Origin of the sequence: Chryseobacterium sp. JV274 (assembly GCF_903969135.1) — a bacterium.
Lineage (GTDB): Bacteria > Bacteroidota > Bacteroidia > Flavobacteriales > Weeksellaceae > Chryseobacterium.
This window is the reverse complement of the sequence record NZ_LR824569.1, coordinates 844,351-863,924: the sequence shown is the minus strand read 5'-3', so window position 1 is coordinate 863,924 and position 19,574 is coordinate 844,351. Positions and strand designations below refer to the sequence as shown.

The window sequence follows — 19,574 nt, the reverse complement described above, 5'->3', positions numbered from 1 at the left end:
AATTATCTTGTTATTTTCTGGGTTACATTCTTGTTGGAAATAACGCAGGCTTTGCTGCAGTTATTTGTATTTGAAATATTAACCTGTACCAATGCCGGCAATGATCTGTATTCTTCCTTATTATAAGGAGCTTCAGTACCATTGCTTCCACCACCTTTAATATCATATTGTACCTGGGCCACTCCTGTGAACCCAACCGCAGGTTTGAAAGAAAGCGCTCCGGTAGTGGGGAAGTAGGTCCATGTTCCCTGGCTGTTAGTATAAACACCACCAGTTATATTCGGAATCAGAGCTCCATTATTATCCAAAAAACGAAACGAATTGAAATCAAGGTTATTATATGAAAGTGTTGGCGGGTTTTGACCACCTGCTGAAGAATAAGCCGCATCATTCAGCAAAGGATAATAAATTGACTTTATCCCCGGGCATCCCGCGAACAGATCATCTGTTACTTCTGCAGCATAAGGTCTGGTAACCCCTAAGTTTCTCAATAAATGTATATTTTTAGCAGCTCCTGTAGAAGCAGCAAATCCAATTCTGAAAGTTGAAGGTGCTGAGGTATCCAGAGTTCTTACCGTACTGTTGGATATTGTAGTTTCCGTATATTTCAGAGAAGTTGGATAATAATAATTATCAATCACTGTTTCTTTCACGGTTCCGTGTTGTATTTCCAGGGTTATATTGTAACCGCCAGCAGGATTGGGAACTAATGTGACATACGCTTTACGGAATCTTGCATCATTTTCATTGAGAGGAAAGGTTGTTCCACCACTTTCAATGCTGAATTGCTGAAGAGTTGTATTTTTAATCCCTATATATTTTCCGGTTGCAGTATCAAGATAAGCAGATCTGTTACTGCTGGAAGGAGCAGCATTGGTTGCTGTACTGTAAAGCAATGGATACCCATTGTATCCTGCAGGTTCAGCTGATGACAGATACTGATTTCCACGTTTACCTCTTAAAGAAACATTGCTTCGTCCATCCGCTAATGATACGCCGAAAATTCCATTTCTGACTCTTTCACCCTGGTTAAAGCTTGTTTTAAAATTTCCGAATTCATCCAGTCCTATTCCAAGATAGGCTCCTTTAAGGCCTTCTGTAGACTCGCCTCCACGTACAAAACTATATCCTAATCCTCCACCAAAGTATCCAAGATTAAGCTGCTCTTTAGGAATAGATCCGTCTACTAAGAATATAGAAATACCGTCTCCTCCGTTAATGTTTCCGCCATAAATAGCAAATTCAAACTCGAATTTGATTCCCTGGTCACTTTTGAATATTTTATCAGCAAGTATTACACCTCCCGAAATATTGTTCACACTTCGGGTAAGCCGCAATCCATCTGTGGTAAAGGTGGCATCATTCTGGACTCCACTGGTTGCTACTTTATAAGCTTCCTGAGGCTGTAATCCCTGTGTGAAGTTTACAAAATAAGGATAGCCGGTTCCCTGTTCATTCTGTGCTTTACTATTCTGGGAGAAAATGAATAATGAAAAAATAAATAAAAGCCTTTTGTATTGTAAAACTGAGGTATTTTTTATCATAGCTCAGTTATTTAACAACAAAAACAATATTAATAAAAGAACAGTCTGTGGCTGTGGCTTTTACATCATAAGTCATTACCCCATCATCAGAAATAGAAATATTACTGAATACATTAGGATCAGCATCTGTTACATAATAATAAATGTCTTTGCTTGACGGGAAAAAAGGAATAGATGCAGGAGCGCTGGTGCTCTTTGCTTTTGGAGACCCGAACTGTGTTTTATACAAGGTATATAAATCTTTTGTTCTGCCGGTAGCATTGGTAGAAGTGTCAAAAGAAACACTAGGCATGTAAAACATTTTTACAGTATTACTACTGATACATAGCCAATCAGGCTTGGTAGGTGTTCCAATATTCTGGCTTAAACATTTCTTATCAGTATCATAAATAAGAAGCGAATTAGCCGGATTGGAAATAGCATCTCTTTTTGCAGTAGTAAGTCTTGGTATCAGCATTCCTTTGTTTTGACTGTAAACATCCAGAATAGAGCTTTCGTCAGGTGTTGGTGTATTAATCCCTATCTGGGCAAAAGAAAAAGAACTTACTAAAACGATTGGTAGAAATAATTTTTTAATCATGATGTCTCTAATAATTTTTTATCTGTGTATTGTATGTTTTTTGTGTTGTGTTTTTTATGAAAATACTTTCCTACCAGCTCGATTCATATTGGAAATAAATACTCCTGCAACTCATCCAAACAATGAATTATACTCATAGATAGTATGAGGAGCCCTTAGGTTCCAAAATAACAGATATAACAAGCATGTGTCATAGAGACAATCTATGTTTTATCTGAAAGAGTCGAAAAGAGAATTGAGTTAAGTAGCCCTATTATATAAAATATAAGCTTGTAGAATAGTAAAATTCATAACCTTTGTGTTTTTGCAAATATACGAATAAACTACTTATTATGTGTGTTTTATGAGATTAATTTTAATTTAACTTTGTTTATTGGTTAAATCATCACTTGTTGAATTAATTTTTTTGAGAATATGGTAATATAAATAGATTATTTTTAACATTCAATCACCGTATTTTTTTTAAACATACCGTTTTGTAAAAAAATACTTCTATTAAAAAATCCATTAAATAGTATGTTTTTGTACGTAATTAGCTGAAAAAGAATTTATTTTGATAAATTATCTAATGCGTTTTCCAGTGATTTTAGAAAATTTATGTGTCTTGTTTTGTTACTTTCAAAAATGAAATCCTTCAGACTCTTACTATCATATTTGTCGAAGTCACCTACAATAGCCAGTCCGATACGATAGTTCGAGAATTTTTGAAGAATTTCACCGGCTATTTTTGTTTTTAAATCGAAGAATTCAGGAGTGATGTTTTTTTCATAAAGAATGACCTTGTCAAAACCTTGATAATAAACATCTCCCATGAGATCCAGCCCGTCCTGTGCAGATTGGATGATAATTTGATCAGAAATAACTTCTGCAATTTTTATCGTATTAATTTCGTGAGATTCAATAGTCATCTTCTTTATTGAATTGTTTTTTTGATGTCATGTAAAAAGTTACCCAAAGGAAATGCTTCTCCCTGATTGGTAAGCGCTATAATACAGCTGTTATGCTGCAGATCTCTCCAGAATAAAGCTTTGAAACCATTCAGGCCACCTGTATGCATTGCGGTTTTTCCTTCCTTTTCATCTTCTATAAACCAGGCAAACCCGTAGTTTGAAATCTGGCCGCCAGCTAGTTTTGCAGGAGTATACATGAGAGCTGTATTTTCTTTACTGATCAAGATATAAGTCCGCAAAGCCTGATCAAATTTATACAGATCTTCAGGAGTAGAATAAATTCCGCCGTCACCAGTTGTTAAGATTGAATAATCATCAGGCTTCTTCTGCTGATTATATCCTGATGCTTTATTCTGGATAATTGTGGAAGATTTATACACATACGTATTGTTCATCTTCAAAGGAGTGATAATCTGTTCATGGATCAAAGTACCATAAGATTTCCCGGAAACTTTTTCGATAATCTGAGAAAGAATGATATATCCGCTGTTGCTGTATTTAAACTTACTGTCAGGAATGAAATCAAGATTTTTAAGACTAAACAGCCAGGCAATCACTTCCGTATTGGTCAATCCTTTTTTCGAAAATAAACTCTCATAGTCACTGATTCCTGATGTATGATGCAAAAGCTGCCTGATAGTGATATCTTTAGCATATTCAGGAAGTTCAATGAACTGAGAAGCCTTATCATCCAGCTTCAACAAACCTTTTTGCTCTGAAATCATAATCGCTGCCGCAGTAAAAGCCTTGCTGAGAGAGGCAATATAAAAAGAAGTATTTTTATCAGACCGGAGCCCTTTTTCAATATTGCGGAAACCCAGGACAGTATCACATACCATCCTGCCGTCTTTCACAATCAGAACAGAGCCGTTGAATTCACCTTTCTTATAATATTCATTCACAACATCCTGAGGATGCTGTTTGCAGGATGTTAACGACAGAATCAGGAAAATACCAACCAAGGCATGCCATATCAAAGTTTTCATAGGTTAGGTGTTTGGAAGCAAAATTACTTATTTCCTTCCATAAATGAACCGGTCATTTTCAGATAAATCCTTCAATAATTGAGCGTTAGAAAAATATTGATAGAGTTCCAGAGTTTCCGGACCTAATTTCTGATTGATTTCTAAGAACAAAAGCCCGTCCTCATTCAAGTGCTTTTTAGCATCTTCTGCTATTTTTTTGTAAAAGATCAAAGCATCGGAAGTGGGGGAGAAAAGAGCCATTTTAGGCTCAAATTCTTTCACAGAGTCTGCAATTTCAATCTCTTCTTCAATGCCTATATACGGTGGATTTGAAATAATGATATCAAAGCTTTCAACCGGTTTAAAATGGAGATAATCAGCATGAATGAATTGTATTTCCAGGTGATGATAATCTGCATTTCTCTGAGCGGTCTTCAATGCTTTTTCAGAAAAATCTATCGATGAAACTATAGCTTCAGGAAAATGTTTCTTTAAAACCAAAGGAATTACTCCACTTCCGGTTCCTATATCCAAAATCTTTAATCCCTGAATGTTAAACTTTGAACGTTGAATCTCTCTGATAGCAATCTCCAGCAGTTCTTCCGTTTCAGGACGGGGAATCAGTACATTTTCATCCACAAAGAACTTCATGCCATAAAACTCAGTTTCTCCGAGAATCTGTTGGTAAGGTCTTCCTGTTTTAAGTTCTGAAACCAGATGACAAAGTTTTTTTTCATCATCTGTCAGAAGTTCCTGTTCAGAAAATCTTCTTTGCTGAAAATGATCGAAACCTATGATCTGATGGATGAATAGGGAAGATAAAAAAACACTTTCCGATTCAGTATAAAGACCGGAAAGTTCTGCTTTGAAATATTTTTTAAATGTTGAAATTGTCATTTACCTTGTAAAAACCAGTTTAGTATCTGTAGACTTCTCTTCATCAATTCTGTACCCTTCATAGTTGAACGCTTTTACATCTTCCAATGTTTTGGCGTTAGTTTCAGCACAAAATCTTACTACAAGACCTCTTGCATGCTTGGTATATACAACGATGGTTTTGAGTTTTCCATCTTTTAATTCATAAAAATCAAAATCGATTACTTTATGGTTCAGTTTTTTTCTGTCGATTACTTTCCCATATTCATTACTGGCAAGATGAAGAAGTATTTCACCTTTCTTCATTTCAGAATTCAGCTGTTCTGTAATCTTTTCTCTCCAGAATCCATACAGGTTTTTGTATTGATCAAACTCAAAAGGACGGCCCATTTCCAGCCTGTAAAGCATTACTTTATCAGAGGGCTTCAGCAGACCATAAAGCCCGGAAAGCATTCTGTAGTTTTTCTGCAGGTAGTCTACCGCATTTTTATCCAGGGTCTTGGCATCCAGCCCCCTATAAACTTCTCCTGTAAAAGCAAACATGGCAGGAGCAGATTCTTTTGCAGTAGGTTTGGATTTCCATTTTTGATTTCTTTCCCAGTTTTCATCAGCCAGTTTGGGTGATATTTCCATCAGTTCGGAAAGATATTTCGGAGATTTTTCTTTTAAATAAGACTGTATAAATGCTGCATCTTCAATGAATCTGGGAGTAGAAGATTTCAACAGATCCGTTGAGTTTTCTACGTTCATTAATTTTGCAGGAGATGTTATAATTTTCATAATGTTAAAATACAGATAAATGTTTAATATTAATAAAATTCAGGGTCATCAGAGAGATAAAGTCAATCATAAAATGACAGATGATCAGAATTTTAATATTTGAATAGCGTTTATAAAACAGGGCAAAAACAATTCCAATAAAGAAAGGTCCGAGAACCTGACCTATGGTACCGTAAGTGCTGTGCAGGATTCCAAATAAAACAGCTGAAATAAAAACTCCAGCAGTTGGATTATTATAGATTTTTTCAATTCTGGGCTGTATATAACCCCGCATCAGGAATTCTTCTACAATAGCAGCCGTAAGGCACATGAAAATAATTAAAAAATAATTGTTCTTAAAAACGGGTACAAGGTTAAGAAGCTTATCACTTATTTTTTCGGGGATAAAAAACAGGATTATTGCATTCAGAAATGCTCCGCCAATGATGCAGATGAAGTACAGGCTCAGAACTGCTTTAATATAAAATAGGATAGAATAAGGAGTTTCTTTTTTTAATAAAAATGAACCTTTTTCAATAACTATATTGTACAGAAATACAATGATCAAAACGATCCAGATCACAATCCTGCTGAGAAAAAAGCTGTCTGAAGTAATTCCTTTTATTCCTGTCATCAGAGTGATAACCGGGAAAGAATAAAGCATTGCCGTAACCAAAAGCACAAAAGTGAGTAAAATTCCTATAGAATATTTCCCATTAAACCCCATAATCCAGTAACCCTAAACCTTGAACTTTATATTTTGAATTAAATAATTCCTTTTCCCTGACGGATAATCTCCGGTTCTCCGGAAGTAAGGTCTACAATAGTGGATGCCACATTATCTCCATATCCTGAATCAATAACGATATCTACCAAATGATCATATTTCTCAGCAATCAGCTCAGGATCGGTAGAATATTCAATGATTTCATCATCATCTTTAATGGAAGTGGAAGCAATAGGGTGTCCCAGTTTTTCAACAATCAGTTGCGGAATCGGGTGATCCGGAACACGGATACCAATTGTTTTATGACCTTTATACGCCAAAGGTAAACTTTTGTTTGCTTCAAGGATAAAAGTAAACGGCCCGGGAAGATGACTTTTCAGAAATCTGAAAACCGAGGTGTCAATAGGTCTTGTAAAATCAGAAAGATGGCTTAGATCATTACAGATAATCGAGAATTTCGACTTCTCAAGCTTCAATTTTTTAAGCTGAGCCAGTTTTTCCATGGCTTTTATATCAAAAATATTACAGCCTAAAGCATATATCGTATCAGAAGGATAGATAATCAGCCCGCCATTTTTTAAAGTTTTAATAACCTCATTCACAAGATTTTCCTGTGGGTTGTCTGGGTAAATTTTTAATATTTTTGCCATAAAACAAAGATACAAATAATAAAATAGTTTTCATAAAAGTCCTTTATTTAAAAGAAAAATTAGGATTTGTAAAAAATATTCGTACCTTTGCAATCCAATATCGCGGGATGGAGCAGTAGGTAGCTCGTCGGGCTCATAACCCGAAGGTCATCGGTTCGAGTCCGGTTCCCGCTACTAAGATAAGTGCTTTCGGTAAGCACTCTAAAAATACACCGCGGGATGGAGCAGTAGGTAGCTCGTCGGGCTCATAACCCGAAGGTCATCGGTTCGAGTCCGGTTCCCGCTACTAAATAAGTGTTTTCGGTAAACACTCTAAAAATACACCGCGGGATGGAGCAGTAGGTAGCTCGTCGGGCTCATAACCCGAAGGTCATCGGTTCGAGTCCGGTTCCCGCTACTAAGTAAGTGTTTTCGGTAAACACTCTAAAAATATACCGCGGGATGGAGCAGTAGGTAGCTCGTCGGGCTCATAACCCGAAGGTCATCGGTTCGAGTCCGGTTCCCGCTACTAAGATAAGTGCTTTCGGTAAGCACTCTAAAAATACACCGCGGGATGGAGCAGTAGGTAGCTCGTCGGGCTCATAACCCGAAGGTCATCGGTTCGAGTCCGGTTCCCGCTACTAAACTAAAAATCGGTATAACGACAGTTATACCGATTTTTTTATGTTAGCCTGTCATTGCCAACAAAGTGAAGCAATCTCAGGTTGCAGTAACGCAGAGACGCAAGTTTATAATTGTATTATAGAATCGTTTTAAGAGCCAAGAGTAAATATTTTCTGTTTCCACTGTTGATACGCTTCTCTCATACAATGTCCACAAGGACGATAATTATTTTGTAGAGCTTCTTTTTCATCTGTAAAGAAGACCCTGTTTTCTATTTTCATTCTTTTTCCTGACCGGCAGCTGAGCAGTCCATAGATTTTCAGTTTTTTATTTCCTCCAAAACAAACTTCTCTGCTATGAATTTTACTTCTCAGACTTTTGGCTGATATTTGAGAATGTGAGAGCATTATAATTGAAATTTTAAAGTTGAAATTTAACACAGTTAGCACAACTCAAATTAGCTGATTGCATCATGGAAAATAATTCCCAAAGCATAGCGGTTTCCTTCCTGAACCTCACTTATTCCATGTTTCATATTGACCCTGTAATAGCCTTTGGCACCTTTTTGTGGCTTAAATTGAGTCGTAAAAATGAGTACATCTCCTTTCTTAGGTTTTAAAACAATAGCTTTTGACTGTGCTCTCGGGATCTGCTGGGTAAGTACAAATTCTCCACCTGTAAAATCTTTATCAGGTTCGCTGAGCATTAACACAATTTGGATAGGAAAGTACACATCGCCATATAAATCCTGGTGTAAAGTATTAAAACCACCTTCTTTATATTTTAAAATTAAAACAGTAGATTTTTGTTGGCCATTGGTATGACATTGTTGTAAAAATTCCTGATGATCTAAAGGAAATTGAGTGTCAATATGTAAGGCTTTAAACCAGGAATTGGCAATCGGAGCCAGATACGGATAAATAGTCGTTCGTAGGGTCTGAATCATTTCAGGAAGCGGGTAATCAAAATATTTATATTCACCAAGGCCGAAACGGTGTCTTGCCATGATCACTGTTTTTCGGTAAAAACCGGGATTGTCATAATTTGTCTTTACTATTTCGCATTCTTCATCTGATAACAGATTAGAAATTACAGCATATCCGTTTTCATGCATTGTTTCCGTAAGGTGCTGCCAATCTGTATTTTTTATTTTATGAATGATATCTTTCATTGGTTTTATTTTATACTGCAAAAATCCGAAGTTGTTCAGGATAATAAAATCCGAAACATGTGGTATTTATCTTCAGACTGAAGCTTCTGGACTATGAGTATAATATGAATCTGGATTATAAGTCTGGTCCTGGTTAAGACTACTTTTGTCCTGTTAATAAAATAAACATAACTATGAATTACATTATTAAAAAGGCAAGTCTTGAAGATCTTAATGAAACAGCAGAATTATTCAATCTTTACCGTGTTTTTTACAGACAGGAATCAGACATTGAAAAAGGAAAAGCTTTTCTCAAAGAACGGTTTTTAAACAGTGAATCGGATATCTTTCTTGTGATTGCTGAAGGAAGGGCTGTAGGATTTGTACAACTTTACAAGCTCTTTCATTATACCAAACTACAGAAACAGTGGCTGCTAAGTGATTTATTTGTTCACCCGGATTACAGAGGAAAAGGCTTTTCCGTAGCATTAATTGACCGTAGTAAACAATGGTGTGAAGAAACAGGGGCATGCGGATTGATGCTGGAAACAGAAAAAACAAATGATATTGGAAATACGCTGTACCCGCGTTGTGGATTTGAGTATGATGGACTTCATAATTACTACCAATGGTGGAAATAGGCACAAAAGGGAACGATGATTTTTAGGCTGGAGGCTGGGGCAGGAAACTCCCAGCATTTTTCTTAAAAGTAGTATTAGTTCTACAATTGTGCACGTTTAATTCTACAGGAATTTTCAGCTAATGGAAAGGTATAGTTCTATTTTTGTAAAGCTCTTACAGATCATGGGTAGGACAGTTGATCTGTAGAGTGTATGCAAAAAAATCTCTGCCTAATTTTCTACTTTTTCCCCAAGAGTTTTATGATTAGTACCACAAAACTGCTTTTTCCGGCGGAGATTTTTTGCTTTTAAATAAAAAGAGAACCGCAATTGCAGTTCTCTTTTTTATGTTTTTAATATGATTTTAGATATTATTGAGCCAATTGAGCGTAAGGAGTAAGCTTGTTGTCATCAGACATTGTCTGTCCTAAAAAGTCTCTTTTCTGATCCGCTTTCATTCTCCCTGCAGCATCGTTGGCATTGAAATAAGCTTCATTCAATTTTGTAGCAATATCAGCAGGCTTGAAATCAAATTTAGTATCACCTTCTACACCCAGATATCCGTTCTTTCTTGTAAGGTTGGTAATATAATTATTGTAGTTGATCATTGTACCTCTAAACATATTGTTATGGTATTCCATACATTTCTTAGCTTTTTTAGAAGAATTGTTCAGGATACAGTTTTTCATATTGTTCCTGTATAAAAACCATTCAGATTCTAAAATACCATATTCTCTGCCCACAGCAATCTTCCCATTATTCACAATATTATTATCCCCTTCTTTTGTGGAGATGGTCTGAAGATGCTGAATAACCAATGGAACGGTAGCTTCGATTTTTGATTTTGTATCCTTTAATATGCTCAGATCGGCAGCAGGAGAACCCTTCTTTTGTGCTGTAGTAACGTTAAAAATAAGCAGTAATAGTACAATCAATAAATTATATCTTTTCATGAGAAATTTTTAAAGCACTAAAATAAATATAATTTCCCGGTTAAAACAAATTCATTTTAATTTTATTTAATAAAATTTAACAAGTTTTAAGAATTTATACCTGAAATGACTCTTTTTGTGTGGATTAAGCAGGTGGATATTTCACTCCTTTAAAAGATTAATATATTTTAACTAATTTTATATAATTGATTTTCAAACAGTTGTATTATTATCTATGTTTATCACTAAAAAAATAGTTGTTTGATTCATTTTTATTTCTACATTTGTATAACTAATTTCTTAGTGATATAGAATTGGATGACTTTATATCACGATAATTGATAAATGAACAGGATATGAAAATTCAGACTTTAACAAAAGCAGAAGAGCAGGTAATGCAGTATTTATGGAAAATAGAAAAAGGATTTCTAAAGGATGTTCTTGATCTTTTTCCGGATCCAAAACCACATACCAATACGGTCTCTACCATTTTAAAAGTATTGAAAGACAAAGAATTTGTAGACTATCGTGTACATGGAAGACAGCATGAGTATTTTCCGCTGGTTTCAAAAGAACAGTATTCTGGGAAAACCATGAAAAGTCTTGTGAAAAACTATTTTAAAGGCTCTTACAAAAGTGCCGTTTCATTTCTGGTAGAAAAAAACGAAATGACAGTAGAAGATCTTGAGATGTTATTGGACGAACTCAAAAATAAAGACTAGTATCTATGGAAGCAATACTTTTATACTTTGGGAAAACAATTTTATGTTCAGGTGTAACATTTTTGTATTATCAGTTGTCTTTAAAAGACAAGACATTCCATCATTATAACAGATTTTATCTGTTGGCCGCAATCGTGATGTCACTGTTGCTGCCACTCATCAGAATAGATGATTTTACGATAGAGGTAAATAGTGATATGTATATGCTTCTTGATAAGATTCAGAATTTTAATTCAGAAAAAAATATAAACAATGGTAACCTTTATTTTAACATTATTTTTTCAGCTCTGGGACTGGTTTCTCTCTATTTTTTAGGGAAGCTTATCTATGGGATTTTCAAAATCCAGCAGTTTAAAAAACAGTTTCAGAAAGAAAGTTTTGACGGGATCAACTTTTACCGTACAGACCTTAGTGAAGCTCCGTTTTCATACTTTAAGAATCTTTTCTGGAAGAATGCTATCACCCTGCATTCTGATATCGGAAAACAGATTTTAAAGCATGAGATGGTACATATTGAGCAGAAACATTCCTTTGATAAGATTTTTATCGAGATTATTACTTCTGTTTTCTGGTTCAATCCGTTTTTTCATATCATCAAAAAAGAAATTAATCTCATCCACGAGTACCTGGCTGATAAAAAAGCCGTACAACAATCGGACACCAAAGCATTTGCGCAGATGCTTTTAGCAAGCCACTTTTCCGGAACACAGTTGCCTGCTGCCAGTCCGTTTCTAAGTTCAAACTTTAAAAAAAGACTTAAAATGTTACAAAAACCAAAAACCAAGTTCGGATATGCGCGAAGAATTCTTGCATTGCCGGTGTTATTTACCGTAGCTTTTGCTTATCTGGTAAATGCAAAAAACAGAGAAATTGAAGAAACCAATCTTTCCATTAAAAAAGTAGTTTCAGAAATCAAAAAAGATACCGTAAGACCATCGGGTCAGGAAAAAATTACAGATATGAAACCTGTCTCACCGGAAGATCATACAAAAGTGGCTGAGCTTGAGAAAAAGATAAAAGAAAAAGAGACAGAGCTGAAAGGATTGGATCCGGAAAGTGATGCCTTCAGTGATAAAATTGAAGAAATAAGTAACCTCGCATCAGAGATAGGAGAGATAGCTTCCAAAGTTGAAGTGGATGAATATTTCAATTCTGCTGAATGGAAAAATCAGATGAAGGAACTTGAAAATATGGATCCTCTTGATAAAAAAGAGCTTCGTAAAATAGAAAGAGAGGCTAAAAAAGCGGGAAGAGAAGCTGCAAGGATGGTAAAAAAACTGCCTATTCCTCCTGCTCCCCCGGAAGAGCCAAAAGAACCCAAAGCTCCGAAAGTAATTTATTTTAAAAATAATAATACAGTCTATTATAAGGATCTTAGTTCTAAAGAAAAAGATGAAGTACGTAAGGCAATGAAAGAAGCCAGAAATGCGATGAAGGAAGCCAGAATTGAAGGAGAAAAAGCTAGAATTGAGGGCGAAAAAGCCAGAAAAGAAGGAGAGAAGGCAAGAGCAGAAGGTGCTATAGCTCGCATACAGGGAGACAATGCGAGAGCAGAAGGAGAGCGAATCAGAAAAAAAAATGTGATCATAAGGATTGATGGAGAGAGAATAAGAAAGGAAAGCGAAAAAATACGTGCAGAAGCAGAAAAAACAGCACAGAGTTTCAGAGCTGGTAACTTTACCATGACAACTTCTGCTCCTAATGTTATGGTAATGAATGCTGATTTCATCAAAAAAGACGGCAACGGAAACATCGCCATGAATGGGGTGAAAAAGTTTAGCATAAATGGCAGTGATGACCTGAAATACAAGTATTTTATTGACGGAAGAGAAGTATCTAAAGATGACGTTAATGCTTTGAATTCTGCCAATATTTCAAAAGTAATGGTCAACAGCCAGAAGAATGGGGAAGTGAAGAGAGGAGAAGTAAGAATTGAGACAAAGAAATAAAAGTTCCAAAAAGCTTTGTCAGTATTCAATTGGCAGAGCTTTTTTACTAATATCCGGATAATACATAAATTATGAAAAAAAGTTATTTCATTTTATTAGCACTGTTAAGTGTGTTTGTGAATGCACAAGTGAACAGATTCTTTTATGACTACAAGTATGTTTCTGATTCTACCAATAAAGCAGACGTGAAGAGCGATGTTATGCTTTTGGATATTGATAAAAATGGATCAAAATATTACAGCCGCGATAAGTTTGTTGCTGATTCAACAATGAAAGCTGATATCGCCAAGCAAATGAAAGGAGGATTCGGAGGCAGTATTAATATTAAAAGGAATATAAAACCTGGAACAATTAATACAACTGTTACAAAAAAATATCCTGATTACAGTGTTTCATTCTCAGAAAATATAGGGAATACTACTTATAAGATGCCTGAAGACCAAAACCCTGAATGGAAAATCTTACCAGAAAAACAAAAAATTGGAGAATATAATACCCAAAAAGCAACCACAAATTTTGGAGGCAGAAGCTGGACAGCATGGTTTTCTACAGATATCCCGTTTCAGGATGGTCCTTATAAATTCTATGGACTGCCGGGACTGATCATTAAGATTGAAGATAAAACAGGATCACATATCATGACTTTAATAGGTAACAAAAAAACAGAAGCTGCCTCAGAAGAAGATATTCAAATACCAGGTCTTACTACAATCGGTTTAGGAGGTAAAGAAATAGAAATAACTAAAAAACAGTTTAAAAAAGCCTGGAAGGATTACCTTGTTGATCCTACAAAAGACATGAAACAAACCATGAGTGCTCTTCCTGCAGGAGCTGTTGTACAGATGAAAAATCAGGATGGAAAAAGTATTGATACGAATGAAATGTATAGGGCTATTGAAAAAAGAGCAAAAGAAGAACGGCTAAAAAATAACAATAAAATAGAACCGGAGCTTTATCAATAAGCAGTTTCTATTTGATTAAAATACAGTAAGGTTATCATAATCTTACTGTATTTTTTTTGTATTGTGTATCTTTATCCGGGACTTTAAATTCCATAGTATGACAGAAAAAGAAAAATGTGCAGCAGGACTTTTATACAATGCCAATTACGACAAAGAACTGATTCAGGAGCGTATTGCCTGCAAAGATCTGTGTCAGGAGTACAATGGACTGAAAAACTCTGAGGCAGAAAACAAATACAGAATACTTAAGAGCATTATTAGCGATATAAAAGAAAATATCTGCATAGAACCCAATTTCTGGTGTGATTACGGATACAATATAAAAGTAGGAGAGAACTTCTATGCCAATCATAACCTTATTATTTTAGATTGTGCTAAAGTAGAGTTTGGTGATAATGTTTTTATCGGTCCAAACTGTAGTTTCTATACAGCAGGCCATCCGGTTGATGCAAAACAGAGAAACGAAGGTCTTGAATATGCACATCCGATTAAAGTAGGAAATAATGTCTGGCTGGGAGGAAATGTGGTTGTGCTTCCCGGAGTTTCCATTGGAAATAACTCGGTGATTGGTGCGGGAAGTGTTGTCACGAAAGATATTCCGGATCATGTTGTCGCTGTGGGAAATCCGTGTAAAGTTGTTAAAAAAATTACAGAACAGAATTAAAAAACTATATCAAACTAACCATGAGAAAGTTGATCATTTTATTGAGTCTTATATTGGCTGTAATTACTAATGCCCAGAATCAAAGATTTATTTATGAATACAAATATGTTCTGGATTCCATAGCTAAAGATAAGCCGGAAGTAGAAATTATGCTTTTAGATGTTGCTGCAAAAGGATCAAAATTTTACAGTAAGGATTCTTTTGAATCTGATTCTCTTATGACATCTGCTATGGAAAAACAGCTTCAGATGGGAGTTAAGGAATTAGATTTTTCAGGAATCAAATTCAAAGGCAAAATAAGTTATAGTGTTGAAAAGGTGTATCCGGATTATTCAGTTAACTTTTTTACCAATCTTGCGGCTGACGAATATATGGTACAGGATGCCAGAAAACAAGAATGGAAAATCTATTCAGATAAAGCAGAGATAGGTGGATTTAAAGTACAAAAAGCAATTGGTGACTTTGCCGGAAGAAAATGGACAGCCTGGTTTACCACTGATCTTCCTATTCAGGATGGTCCGTATAAATTTCATGGGCTTCCGGGATTAATTGTAAAACTTGAAGATGCTTCCCATACCCATTCTTTCGAATTAAAAGGAAATAAAAAACTCCCTGAAGGCTATGAATGGAAGAGTACCAAAGAAAAAGAACGATTTAATGCTCTTGTTACAGTGAATGAAACCAGGTATAGAAAAGCTTTTAAAGACTATCTTGCTGACCCTATGAAAAGTGAAAAACAGATGTTGGCCCAGGGAATTGAAATTCAGGAAATGGATGATTCAGGAAAATTGATTCCTGCTGATAAAGCACAAAAAGATAAAGAAATAAAAAGGAAGAATGATCTGAAAAAGCAAAATAATATCCTTGAGCTGGATCTGCTGAAATAAAAATACTCATTATAAAAATAAAAACCCGGAACATTGTTCCGGGTTTTTTATATCTGAATAAGAATCAGTTATTATGCTAATTTCTGAGAATCTGCAATAAACTGAGCCAATCCGCTGTCTGTTAATGGGTGCTTCAATAAGCTCAAGATCGGAGGCAGTGGAGATGTAATTACATCAGCTCCGATTTTAGCACAGTCAATGATGTGCATTGAGTGACGGATAGAAGCCGCTAAAATTTCAGTTTCATACATATAGTTATCAAAAATCAATCTGATTTCCTGAATAAGGTTCAGGCCGTCTGTAGAAATATCATCTAATCTTCCTAAGAATGGAGAAACATAATTTGCTCCAGCTTTTGCGGCCAAAAGAGCCTGTCCTGCAGAGAATATCAGTGTACAGTTAGTTTTGATCCCTTTATCAGAAAAATATTTTAAAGCTTTGATACCGTCTTTGATCATCGGAATCTTTACAACGATATTAGGGTGAATAGCAGCCAATTCGTCTCCTTCCTTAATCATTTCTTCATACGTTGTAGAAAGAACTTCCGCAGAAATATCTCCGTCTACAAGTTCGCAGATCGTTTTATAATGGTTTTTAATTGCTTCAGATCCCTGGATACCTTCCTTTGCCATTAATGAAGGGTTGGTCGTTACACCATCTAAAATTCCAAGATCTCTAGCTTCCTTGATTTGCTCTAAATTAGCTGTGTCAATAAAAAATTTCATTTTGTTAAATAGATTTATTGATACAAAGATAGGGAATTAATTGGGTTCTGGGATATGAATTTTGAGTTACGGGGTTCGGGATTTCGAGTTACGAGGTTCGGGATTTTGGGTATACGCGTTGTAGAATTGGAGGGGTTGAGAGTTTCAGGTTTGGGAATGGGATGAATTATATACAGTAAAAAAAATAATTTATATTGATCTTGAACAAATAGTTAATTTTGCACCTAACACCTAAATATCATCCATGAAAAGCAACAGTTTCACAGCCACATTGGAAATCATTGGAATTAATCCTTTTGTATTTATTCCGAAAGAGATTTTGGACAGGATTTTTGATGAATCAGGGAGAAATAAAAGTCCGGTTCCGGTAAAAGGAACAGTGAACGGACTGGAATTTAAACAAAACCTGATGAAATATCTGGGAGAATGGAGACTGTATGTGAACCTGACAATGTTAAAAAATTCCCCGAAGAGAATTGGAGAAATCATTGAAGTTGTATTGGAATATGATGATTCTGACAGAAGTATTTCTATGCATCCTCATTTGGAAAAAGCGATTAAAGAAAGTCCTCTGGCAACAGAAAATTTTGAAAATCTGATTCCTTCAAGAAGACATGAACTGGTTCGTTATATCAACAATTTAAAAACTGAAGCCAGCATCCAGCGGAATATCGAGAAAATCATCCGCCACTTACATGGTGAAACAGATTTTTTCGGAAAGGTGATTGAATAGGTGAACAGAAACTAAAAAGAATTTTAAAAACGCAAAGACCAAATTAAATTTTCTTATTGTAAAGTAAGTTAAGAAAGCGAAAAAGTTGCTGATGAAGCTTGTGATATACATACGCTTAGAAAGAATCAACGAAGTTGATTTAAACTTTGCTCCCTTAAAATAAAAAGTAAGTAAAAATAGACCTTTGCGTTAAATTTAAACTAGATTGGATAAATAAAAAATGCCGGAAAAACTTTCCGGCATTTTCTTTTACTAAGAATTTAGTGTTTTGCTAAGCTTTACAGCGTCCTGATTGGTAGGGTCATATTGTATCGATTTAGCAATATGCTCTTTTGCCTTATTAGGATCTGTCTGCTGTTCTGCAAAGGCAATATAGAAATAGGCATAGGCCAGATTTTTCTTATTTTGCTCTACTTCTTCCGGTTTTACGGTTGCAATATACTTTTCATAAGCCAGTTTTGCATTGGCATCATCTTTTGCAGACTGATAAGCATAAGCCTGGCTGTAGTAAGATGGAGCCCAGTCCGGTAATAAAGCAGAAATTTTTTTCCAGGTATCAATGGCATTTGGCCAGTCTGAAGCTTCCTGATAAGCTGCTGCTAATTTTGCTAAGGATTCTGTATCCTTTGGATTGGCCTCAATCTGTTTTTTAAGACCATCAATCGTTGGATTGGTTGTTTGACTCGTCGCTGCCGAAGTTTCCGGTTGAGTCGTTTGAGCGTTTACAAAACTTACACTTCCCGCCAGTATCAAACCTAAAAATAGATTTCTACTATTAATTGTACTCATTTTCATAATCTTATATTTTAAATTCGAAATCTAAAATTCAATAATAATTCCATAAAAAGTTAAATTTTAGAAGCTTTAAGTTTTTTTAGAAAATATTAACGGGAAACATGTTTTTTTTAGTTTAATTTTTGATTCGTTAATGTTTGAAGCTATCTTTGTCATTCATTTTTTTATTAATAAATATAATTTCGTGGTATGAATATCATATTAGCTTCAACATCCACCCTTTTTGGTGGAGAATATCTGGAATACTTAAGAGAAGAATTAATCCAACTTTATAAAGGAATTGACGAAATTGTGTTTATCCCTTTCGCAAGACCAGGTGGAATTTCCCATGACGATTATACAGCAAAAGCACGCTCTTTCTTTGAAACCATCCATATAAAAGTAAAAGGGCTTCATGAATTTGAAGATAAAACAGCAGCCCTTAATCAGGCAAAAGGATACTTTACAGGAGGCGGAAATACATTTTTATTGGTCAAAACATTACATGAAGAAGGATTGATGTCTGCCCTAAAAGAAAATGTATCAGGAGGAAAAGCATATCTTGGATGCAGTGCAGGAAGCAATATCGGAGGCCAGAATATGAAAACGACGAATGATATGCCAATTGTATATCCTCCAAGTTTTGACTGTATGGGACTGGTTCCTTTCAATATCAATCCACATTATCTTGATCCTAACCCGGATTTGAAGCATAATGGAGAAACCAGAGAAACCCGTATTCAGGAGTTTCTTACCCAAAATGACATTAAAGTAGTAGGTCTTAGAGAAGGAAACTGGATCAGAAGAACAGCAGATTCTATTACTGTGGAAGGAAATGAGCTGACAAGAATTTTTGAAAAAGGTAAAGAACCTTACGAAATAGAAGCAGGAAGCAGACTTTAATGAACAAAGAAGAGATCAATCTTTTTGTAGAACATAATCTGAGCAATTTTTCAGTGAACAGTACCGGATGGGAACAGTTGATCCGGAACCTGCTCTTTGAATTTGCTATCGCAGGCTGGAATATGGAGCACCGTGTTTTTGGAAAGGAAAAATTCGGTGGGTTGAGGTGTTACACATACTCCGAGGACGAAGCACTTAATAATAAGCTTAAAGCCATCAAAGATAAATATTCAGAATTGTCTGTAAAGACTTGTGAAATCTGTGGCAGTGAAGGTAAAATGAGGGTAATAGGTTCGTGGCAAACCACGCTGTGCCTGAATCATTTTCTGGAACAGCAGCCTTTTATTGAAATTGATCATCAACAGAATATCAGGAGAAGTAATAAAACCATTCTGAATATCAAAAATATCGTAAAAGCCGACCTGGAATATGACTTTCAAAGCGTATGGATTCATACAAAAGAACAAGGAGAAATGTTTTATTTCTCATGGCAGGAACCTAATTATTATCTGCTTTTAAAAACAATTCCTCTTTCTCTTTTTCCGGAAGACAGACGGAGTGAAATTTCAACGTTATTCCAAAGTTTGCAGAATTGTGAGATATGCGGATATAAAGCTGTGCATCAAAAAAATTGTCTGCGCTGTCATCATGAGCAATGGAATGAATCCGGATATTTTATAGAAGATTATAGAGAAAAATCAAATTATATAAAAGAATGCCAGATGGATATTTTTATAGATGAAGAGGATTACGAGAAATATTTCACCTATGATCAGTCATTTGAAAAAACGTCTGATCATCAGATACTTTTCAGCTCCGATGATCTCAGGGCGTATGAAAAGCTTTTATTTTAACTATATTTGATTAGAATTTAAATCAATGAAAAAGTTTCAGATACT

General features: G+C 35.3%; 22 protein-coding genes and 5 tRNA genes. 14 read left to right on the top strand and 13 right to left on the bottom strand.

Annotated elements, in window-relative coordinates; translation table 11 throughout:
* Nucleotides 1–2: 2 nt before the first annotated feature.
* The 8 genes from CHRYMOREF3P_RS04065 to CHRYMOREF3P_RS04030 all read right to left on the bottom strand — a co-directional run bounded on the left by CHRYMOREF3P_RS04065 (nt 3) and on the right by CHRYMOREF3P_RS04030 (nt 7,051).
* Nucleotides 3–1,544, bottom strand: coding sequence for a lectin-like domain-containing protein (locus CHRYMOREF3P_RS04065; RefSeq protein WP_232538966.1), 1,542 nt, complete (start codon nt 1,542–1,544; stop codon nt 3–5).
* Nucleotides 1,545–1,551: 7 nt separating this feature from the next.
* The gene (locus tag CHRYMOREF3P_RS04060) at nt 1,552–2,124 is read right to left on the bottom strand and encodes a hypothetical protein (protein WP_180563915.1); all 573 of its coding nucleotides are present in this window, start codon (nt 2,122–2,124) and stop codon (nt 1,552–1,554) included.
* Between the two features lie 548 nt (nt 2,125–2,672).
* Nucleotides 2,673–3,032: a DUF4180 domain-containing protein gene (locus tag CHRYMOREF3P_RS04055; protein WP_180563914.1), complete on the bottom strand. Its 360-nt coding sequence runs from the start codon at nt 3,030–3,032 to the stop codon at nt 2,673–2,675.
* A 5-nt stretch (nt 3,033–3,037) separates the two neighbouring features.
* A complete protein-coding gene (locus tag CHRYMOREF3P_RS04050; RefSeq protein WP_180563913.1) occupies nt 3,038–4,060 on the bottom strand; it encodes a serine hydrolase domain-containing protein in 1,023 nt (340 codons plus the stop codon).
* A 27-nt stretch (nt 4,061–4,087) separates the two neighbouring features.
* Complete coding sequence (gene prmC, locus CHRYMOREF3P_RS04045) at nt 4,088–4,936, bottom strand: peptide chain release factor N(5)-glutamine methyltransferase (RefSeq protein ID WP_180563912.1); 849 nt, start codon at nt 4,934–4,936, stop codon at nt 4,088–4,090.
* Complete coding sequence (gene yaaA / locus CHRYMOREF3P_RS04040; protein ID WP_180563911.1) at nt 4,937–5,695, bottom strand: peroxide stress protein YaaA; 759 nt, start codon at nt 5,693–5,695, stop codon at nt 4,937–4,939. It lies immediately after the preceding gene.
* A gap of 4 nt (nt 5,696–5,699) precedes the next feature.
* Nucleotides 5,700–6,401 (bottom strand): CPBP family intramembrane glutamic endopeptidase, encoded by a 702-nt coding sequence (locus CHRYMOREF3P_RS04035; RefSeq protein WP_180563910.1) that lies wholly within the window; start codon nt 6,399–6,401, stop codon nt 5,700–5,702.
* A 38-nt stretch (nt 6,402–6,439) separates the two neighbouring features.
* A complete protein-coding gene (locus CHRYMOREF3P_RS04030) occupies nt 6,440–7,051 on the bottom strand; it encodes an L-threonylcarbamoyladenylate synthase (protein WP_180563909.1) in 612 nt (203 codons plus the stop codon).
* Between the two features lie 101 nt (nt 7,052–7,152).
* Here CHRYMOREF3P_RS04030 and CHRYMOREF3P_RS04025 point away from each other — a divergent pair.
* The 5 genes from CHRYMOREF3P_RS04025 to CHRYMOREF3P_RS04005 all read left to right on the top strand — a co-directional run bounded on the left by CHRYMOREF3P_RS04025 (nt 7,153) and on the right by CHRYMOREF3P_RS04005 (nt 7,671).
* Nucleotides 7,153–7,225: transfer RNA gene (locus CHRYMOREF3P_RS04025), tRNA-Met, on the top strand.
* Between the two features lie 39 nt (nt 7,226–7,264).
* Nucleotides 7,265–7,337: transfer RNA gene (locus tag CHRYMOREF3P_RS04020), tRNA-Met, on the top strand.
* A gap of 38 nt (nt 7,338–7,375) precedes the next feature.
* A tRNA-Met gene (locus tag CHRYMOREF3P_RS04015) sits at nt 7,376–7,448 on the top strand.
* 38 nt (nt 7,449–7,486) lie between these two features.
* Nucleotides 7,487–7,559, top strand: a tRNA-Met gene (locus CHRYMOREF3P_RS04010).
* A gap of 39 nt (nt 7,560–7,598) precedes the next feature.
* Nucleotides 7,599–7,671 (top strand) — tRNA-Met (locus CHRYMOREF3P_RS04005).
* 132 nt (nt 7,672–7,803) lie between these two features.
* On the opposite strand, the gene CHRYMOREF3P_RS04000 is transcribed toward CHRYMOREF3P_RS04005, so the two are convergent.
* The gene (locus CHRYMOREF3P_RS04000; protein ID WP_077416774.1) at nt 7,804–8,061 is read right to left on the bottom strand and encodes an Ada metal-binding domain-containing protein; all 258 of its coding nucleotides are present in this window, start codon (nt 8,059–8,061) and stop codon (nt 7,804–7,806) included.
* A 50-nt stretch (nt 8,062–8,111) separates the two neighbouring features.
* Entirely contained in the window at nt 8,112–8,825 is a 714-nt protein-coding gene (locus CHRYMOREF3P_RS03995) for a 2OG-Fe(II) oxygenase (RefSeq protein WP_180563908.1), read from the bottom strand.
* A gap of 173 nt (nt 8,826–8,998) precedes the next feature.
* On the opposite strand from CHRYMOREF3P_RS03995, the gene CHRYMOREF3P_RS03990 reads away from it, so the two are divergent.
* Nucleotides 8,999–9,445: a GNAT family N-acetyltransferase gene (locus tag CHRYMOREF3P_RS03990; RefSeq protein ID WP_180563907.1), complete on the top strand. Its 447-nt coding sequence runs from the start codon at nt 8,999–9,001 to the stop codon at nt 9,443–9,445.
* Between the two features lie 350 nt (nt 9,446–9,795).
* On the opposite strand, the gene CHRYMOREF3P_RS03985 is transcribed toward CHRYMOREF3P_RS03990, so the two are convergent.
* Complete coding sequence (locus CHRYMOREF3P_RS03985; protein ID WP_077416780.1) at nt 9,796–10,377, bottom strand: hypothetical protein; 582 nt, start codon at nt 10,375–10,377, stop codon at nt 9,796–9,798.
* A gap of 335 nt (nt 10,378–10,712) precedes the next feature.
* On the opposite strand from CHRYMOREF3P_RS03985, the gene CHRYMOREF3P_RS03980 reads away from it, so the two are divergent.
* The 5 genes from CHRYMOREF3P_RS03980 (at nt 10,713) to CHRYMOREF3P_RS03960 (ending at nt 15,540) form a co-directional block, all read left to right on the top strand.
* On the top strand, nt 10,713–11,078 hold the full coding sequence (locus tag CHRYMOREF3P_RS03980; protein WP_047385363.1) for a BlaI/MecI/CopY family transcriptional regulator: 366 nt from the start codon (nt 10,713–10,715) through the stop codon (nt 11,076–11,078).
* 5 nt (nt 11,079–11,083) lie between these two features.
* Nucleotides 11,084–13,027, top strand: coding sequence for a M56 family metallopeptidase (locus tag CHRYMOREF3P_RS03975; RefSeq protein WP_180563906.1), 1,944 nt, complete (start codon nt 11,084–11,086; stop codon nt 13,025–13,027).
* A 71-nt stretch (nt 13,028–13,098) separates the two neighbouring features.
* Nucleotides 13,099–13,989, top strand: a complete 891-nt coding sequence (locus CHRYMOREF3P_RS03970; RefSeq protein ID WP_180563905.1) for a GLPGLI family protein — start codon at nt 13,099–13,101, stop codon at nt 13,987–13,989.
* Between the two features lie 97 nt (nt 13,990–14,086).
* On the top strand, nt 14,087–14,653 hold the full coding sequence (locus CHRYMOREF3P_RS03965) for a sugar O-acetyltransferase (protein ID WP_077416786.1): 567 nt from the start codon (nt 14,087–14,089) through the stop codon (nt 14,651–14,653).
* Between the two features lie 20 nt (nt 14,654–14,673).
* Nucleotides 14,674–15,540, top strand: coding sequence for a GLPGLI family protein (locus CHRYMOREF3P_RS03960; RefSeq protein ID WP_180563904.1), 867 nt, complete (start codon nt 14,674–14,676; stop codon nt 15,538–15,540).
* A gap of 71 nt (nt 15,541–15,611) precedes the next feature.
* Here the strand turns inward: CHRYMOREF3P_RS03960 and fsa are convergent, their stop codons facing one another.
* Nucleotides 15,612–16,265: a fructose-6-phosphate aldolase gene (fsa, locus tag CHRYMOREF3P_RS03955; protein WP_047385358.1), complete on the bottom strand. Its 654-nt coding sequence runs from the start codon at nt 16,263–16,265 to the stop codon at nt 15,612–15,614.
* 244 nt (nt 16,266–16,509) lie between these two features.
* Between fsa and CHRYMOREF3P_RS03950 the strand changes: the two genes are divergently transcribed.
* Nucleotides 16,510–16,998 (top strand): YdeI/OmpD-associated family protein, encoded by a 489-nt coding sequence (locus CHRYMOREF3P_RS03950; RefSeq protein WP_077416790.1) that lies wholly within the window; start codon nt 16,510–16,512, stop codon nt 16,996–16,998.
* Between the two features lie 252 nt (nt 16,999–17,250).
* Here the strand turns inward: CHRYMOREF3P_RS03950 and CHRYMOREF3P_RS03945 are convergent, their stop codons facing one another.
* Nucleotides 17,251–17,787: a tetratricopeptide repeat protein gene (locus CHRYMOREF3P_RS03945; RefSeq protein ID WP_228408803.1), complete on the bottom strand. Its 537-nt coding sequence runs from the start codon at nt 17,785–17,787 to the stop codon at nt 17,251–17,253.
* A gap of 195 nt (nt 17,788–17,982) precedes the next feature.
* On the opposite strand from CHRYMOREF3P_RS03945, the gene pepE reads away from it, so the two are divergent.
* Both pepE and CHRYMOREF3P_RS03935 read left to right on the top strand, forming a co-directional pair.
* On the top strand, nt 17,983–18,675 hold the full coding sequence (pepE, locus tag CHRYMOREF3P_RS03940) for a dipeptidase PepE (RefSeq protein WP_077416794.1): 693 nt from the start codon (nt 17,983–17,985) through the stop codon (nt 18,673–18,675).
* Entirely contained in the window at nt 18,675–19,529 is an 855-nt protein-coding gene (locus CHRYMOREF3P_RS03935) for a hypothetical protein (protein ID WP_077416796.1), read from the top strand. Before pepE ends, CHRYMOREF3P_RS03935 begins: the two co-directional genes overlap by 1 nt.
* Nucleotides 19,530–19,574: the final 45 nt, after the last annotated feature.

Coding starts and splice junctions, on each gene's coding strand:
- CHRYMOREF3P_RS04060 (WP_180563915.1), bottom strand. CDS start 2,124: ATGATTAAAAAATTATTTCTACCAATCGTTTTAGTAAGTTCTTTTTCT.
- CHRYMOREF3P_RS03935 (WP_077416796.1), top strand. CDS start 18,675: ATGAACAAAGAAGAGATCAATCTTTTTGTAGAACATAATCTGAGCAAT.
- CHRYMOREF3P_RS03950 (WP_077416790.1), top strand. CDS start 16,510: ATGAAAAGCAACAGTTTCACAGCCACATTGGAAATCATTGGAATTAAT.
- yaaA (WP_180563911.1), bottom strand. CDS start 5,695: ATGAAAATTATAACATCTCCTGCAAAATTAATGAACGTAGAAAACTCA.
- CHRYMOREF3P_RS03960 (WP_180563904.1), top strand. CDS start 14,674: ATGAGAAAGTTGATCATTTTATTGAGTCTTATATTGGCTGTAATTACT.
- pepE (WP_077416794.1), top strand. CDS start 17,983: ATGAATATCATATTAGCTTCAACATCCACCCTTTTTGGTGGAGAATAT.
- CHRYMOREF3P_RS03975 (WP_180563906.1), top strand. CDS start 11,084: ATGGAAGCAATACTTTTATACTTTGGGAAAACAATTTTATGTTCAGGT.
- CHRYMOREF3P_RS03995 (WP_180563908.1), bottom strand. CDS start 8,825: ATGAAAGATATCATTCATAAAATAAAAAATACAGATTGGCAGCACCTT.
- CHRYMOREF3P_RS03945 (WP_228408803.1), bottom strand. CDS start 17,787: ATGAGTACAATTAATAGTAGAAATCTATTTTTAGGTTTGATACTGGCG.
- CHRYMOREF3P_RS03990 (WP_180563907.1), top strand. CDS start 8,999: ATGAATTACATTATTAAAAAGGCAAGTCTTGAAGATCTTAATGAAACA.
- CHRYMOREF3P_RS04065 (WP_232538966.1), bottom strand. CDS start 1,544: ATGATAAAAAATACCTCAGTTTTACAATACAAAAGGCTTTTATTTATT.
- CHRYMOREF3P_RS03965 (WP_077416786.1), top strand. CDS start 14,087: ATGACAGAAAAAGAAAAATGTGCAGCAGGACTTTTATACAATGCCAAT.
- CHRYMOREF3P_RS03970 (WP_180563905.1), top strand. CDS start 13,099: ATGAAAAAAAGTTATTTCATTTTATTAGCACTGTTAAGTGTGTTTGTG.
- fsa (WP_047385358.1), bottom strand. CDS start 16,265: ATGAAATTTTTTATTGACACAGCTAATTTAGAGCAAATCAAGGAAGCT.
- CHRYMOREF3P_RS04055 (WP_180563914.1), bottom strand. CDS start 3,032: ATGACTATTGAATCTCACGAAATTAATACGATAAAAATTGCAGAAGTT.
- CHRYMOREF3P_RS04030 (WP_180563909.1), bottom strand. CDS start 7,051: ATGGCAAAAATATTAAAAATTTACCCAGACAACCCACAGGAAAATCTT.
- CHRYMOREF3P_RS04050 (WP_180563913.1), bottom strand. CDS start 4,060: ATGAAAACTTTGATATGGCATGCCTTGGTTGGTATTTTCCTGATTCTG.
- CHRYMOREF3P_RS03985 (WP_077416780.1), bottom strand. CDS start 10,377: ATGAAAAGATATAATTTATTGATTGTACTATTACTGCTTATTTTTAAC.
- CHRYMOREF3P_RS03980 (WP_047385363.1), top strand. CDS start 10,713: ATGAAAATTCAGACTTTAACAAAAGCAGAAGAGCAGGTAATGCAGTAT.
- CHRYMOREF3P_RS04035 (WP_180563910.1), bottom strand. CDS start 6,401: ATGGGGTTTAATGGGAAATATTCTATAGGAATTTTACTCACTTTTGTG.
- prmC (WP_180563912.1), bottom strand. CDS start 4,936: ATGACAATTTCAACATTTAAAAAATATTTCAAAGCAGAACTTTCCGGT.
- CHRYMOREF3P_RS04000 (WP_077416774.1), bottom strand. CDS start 8,061: ATGCTCTCACATTCTCAAATATCAGCCAAAAGTCTGAGAAGTAAAATT.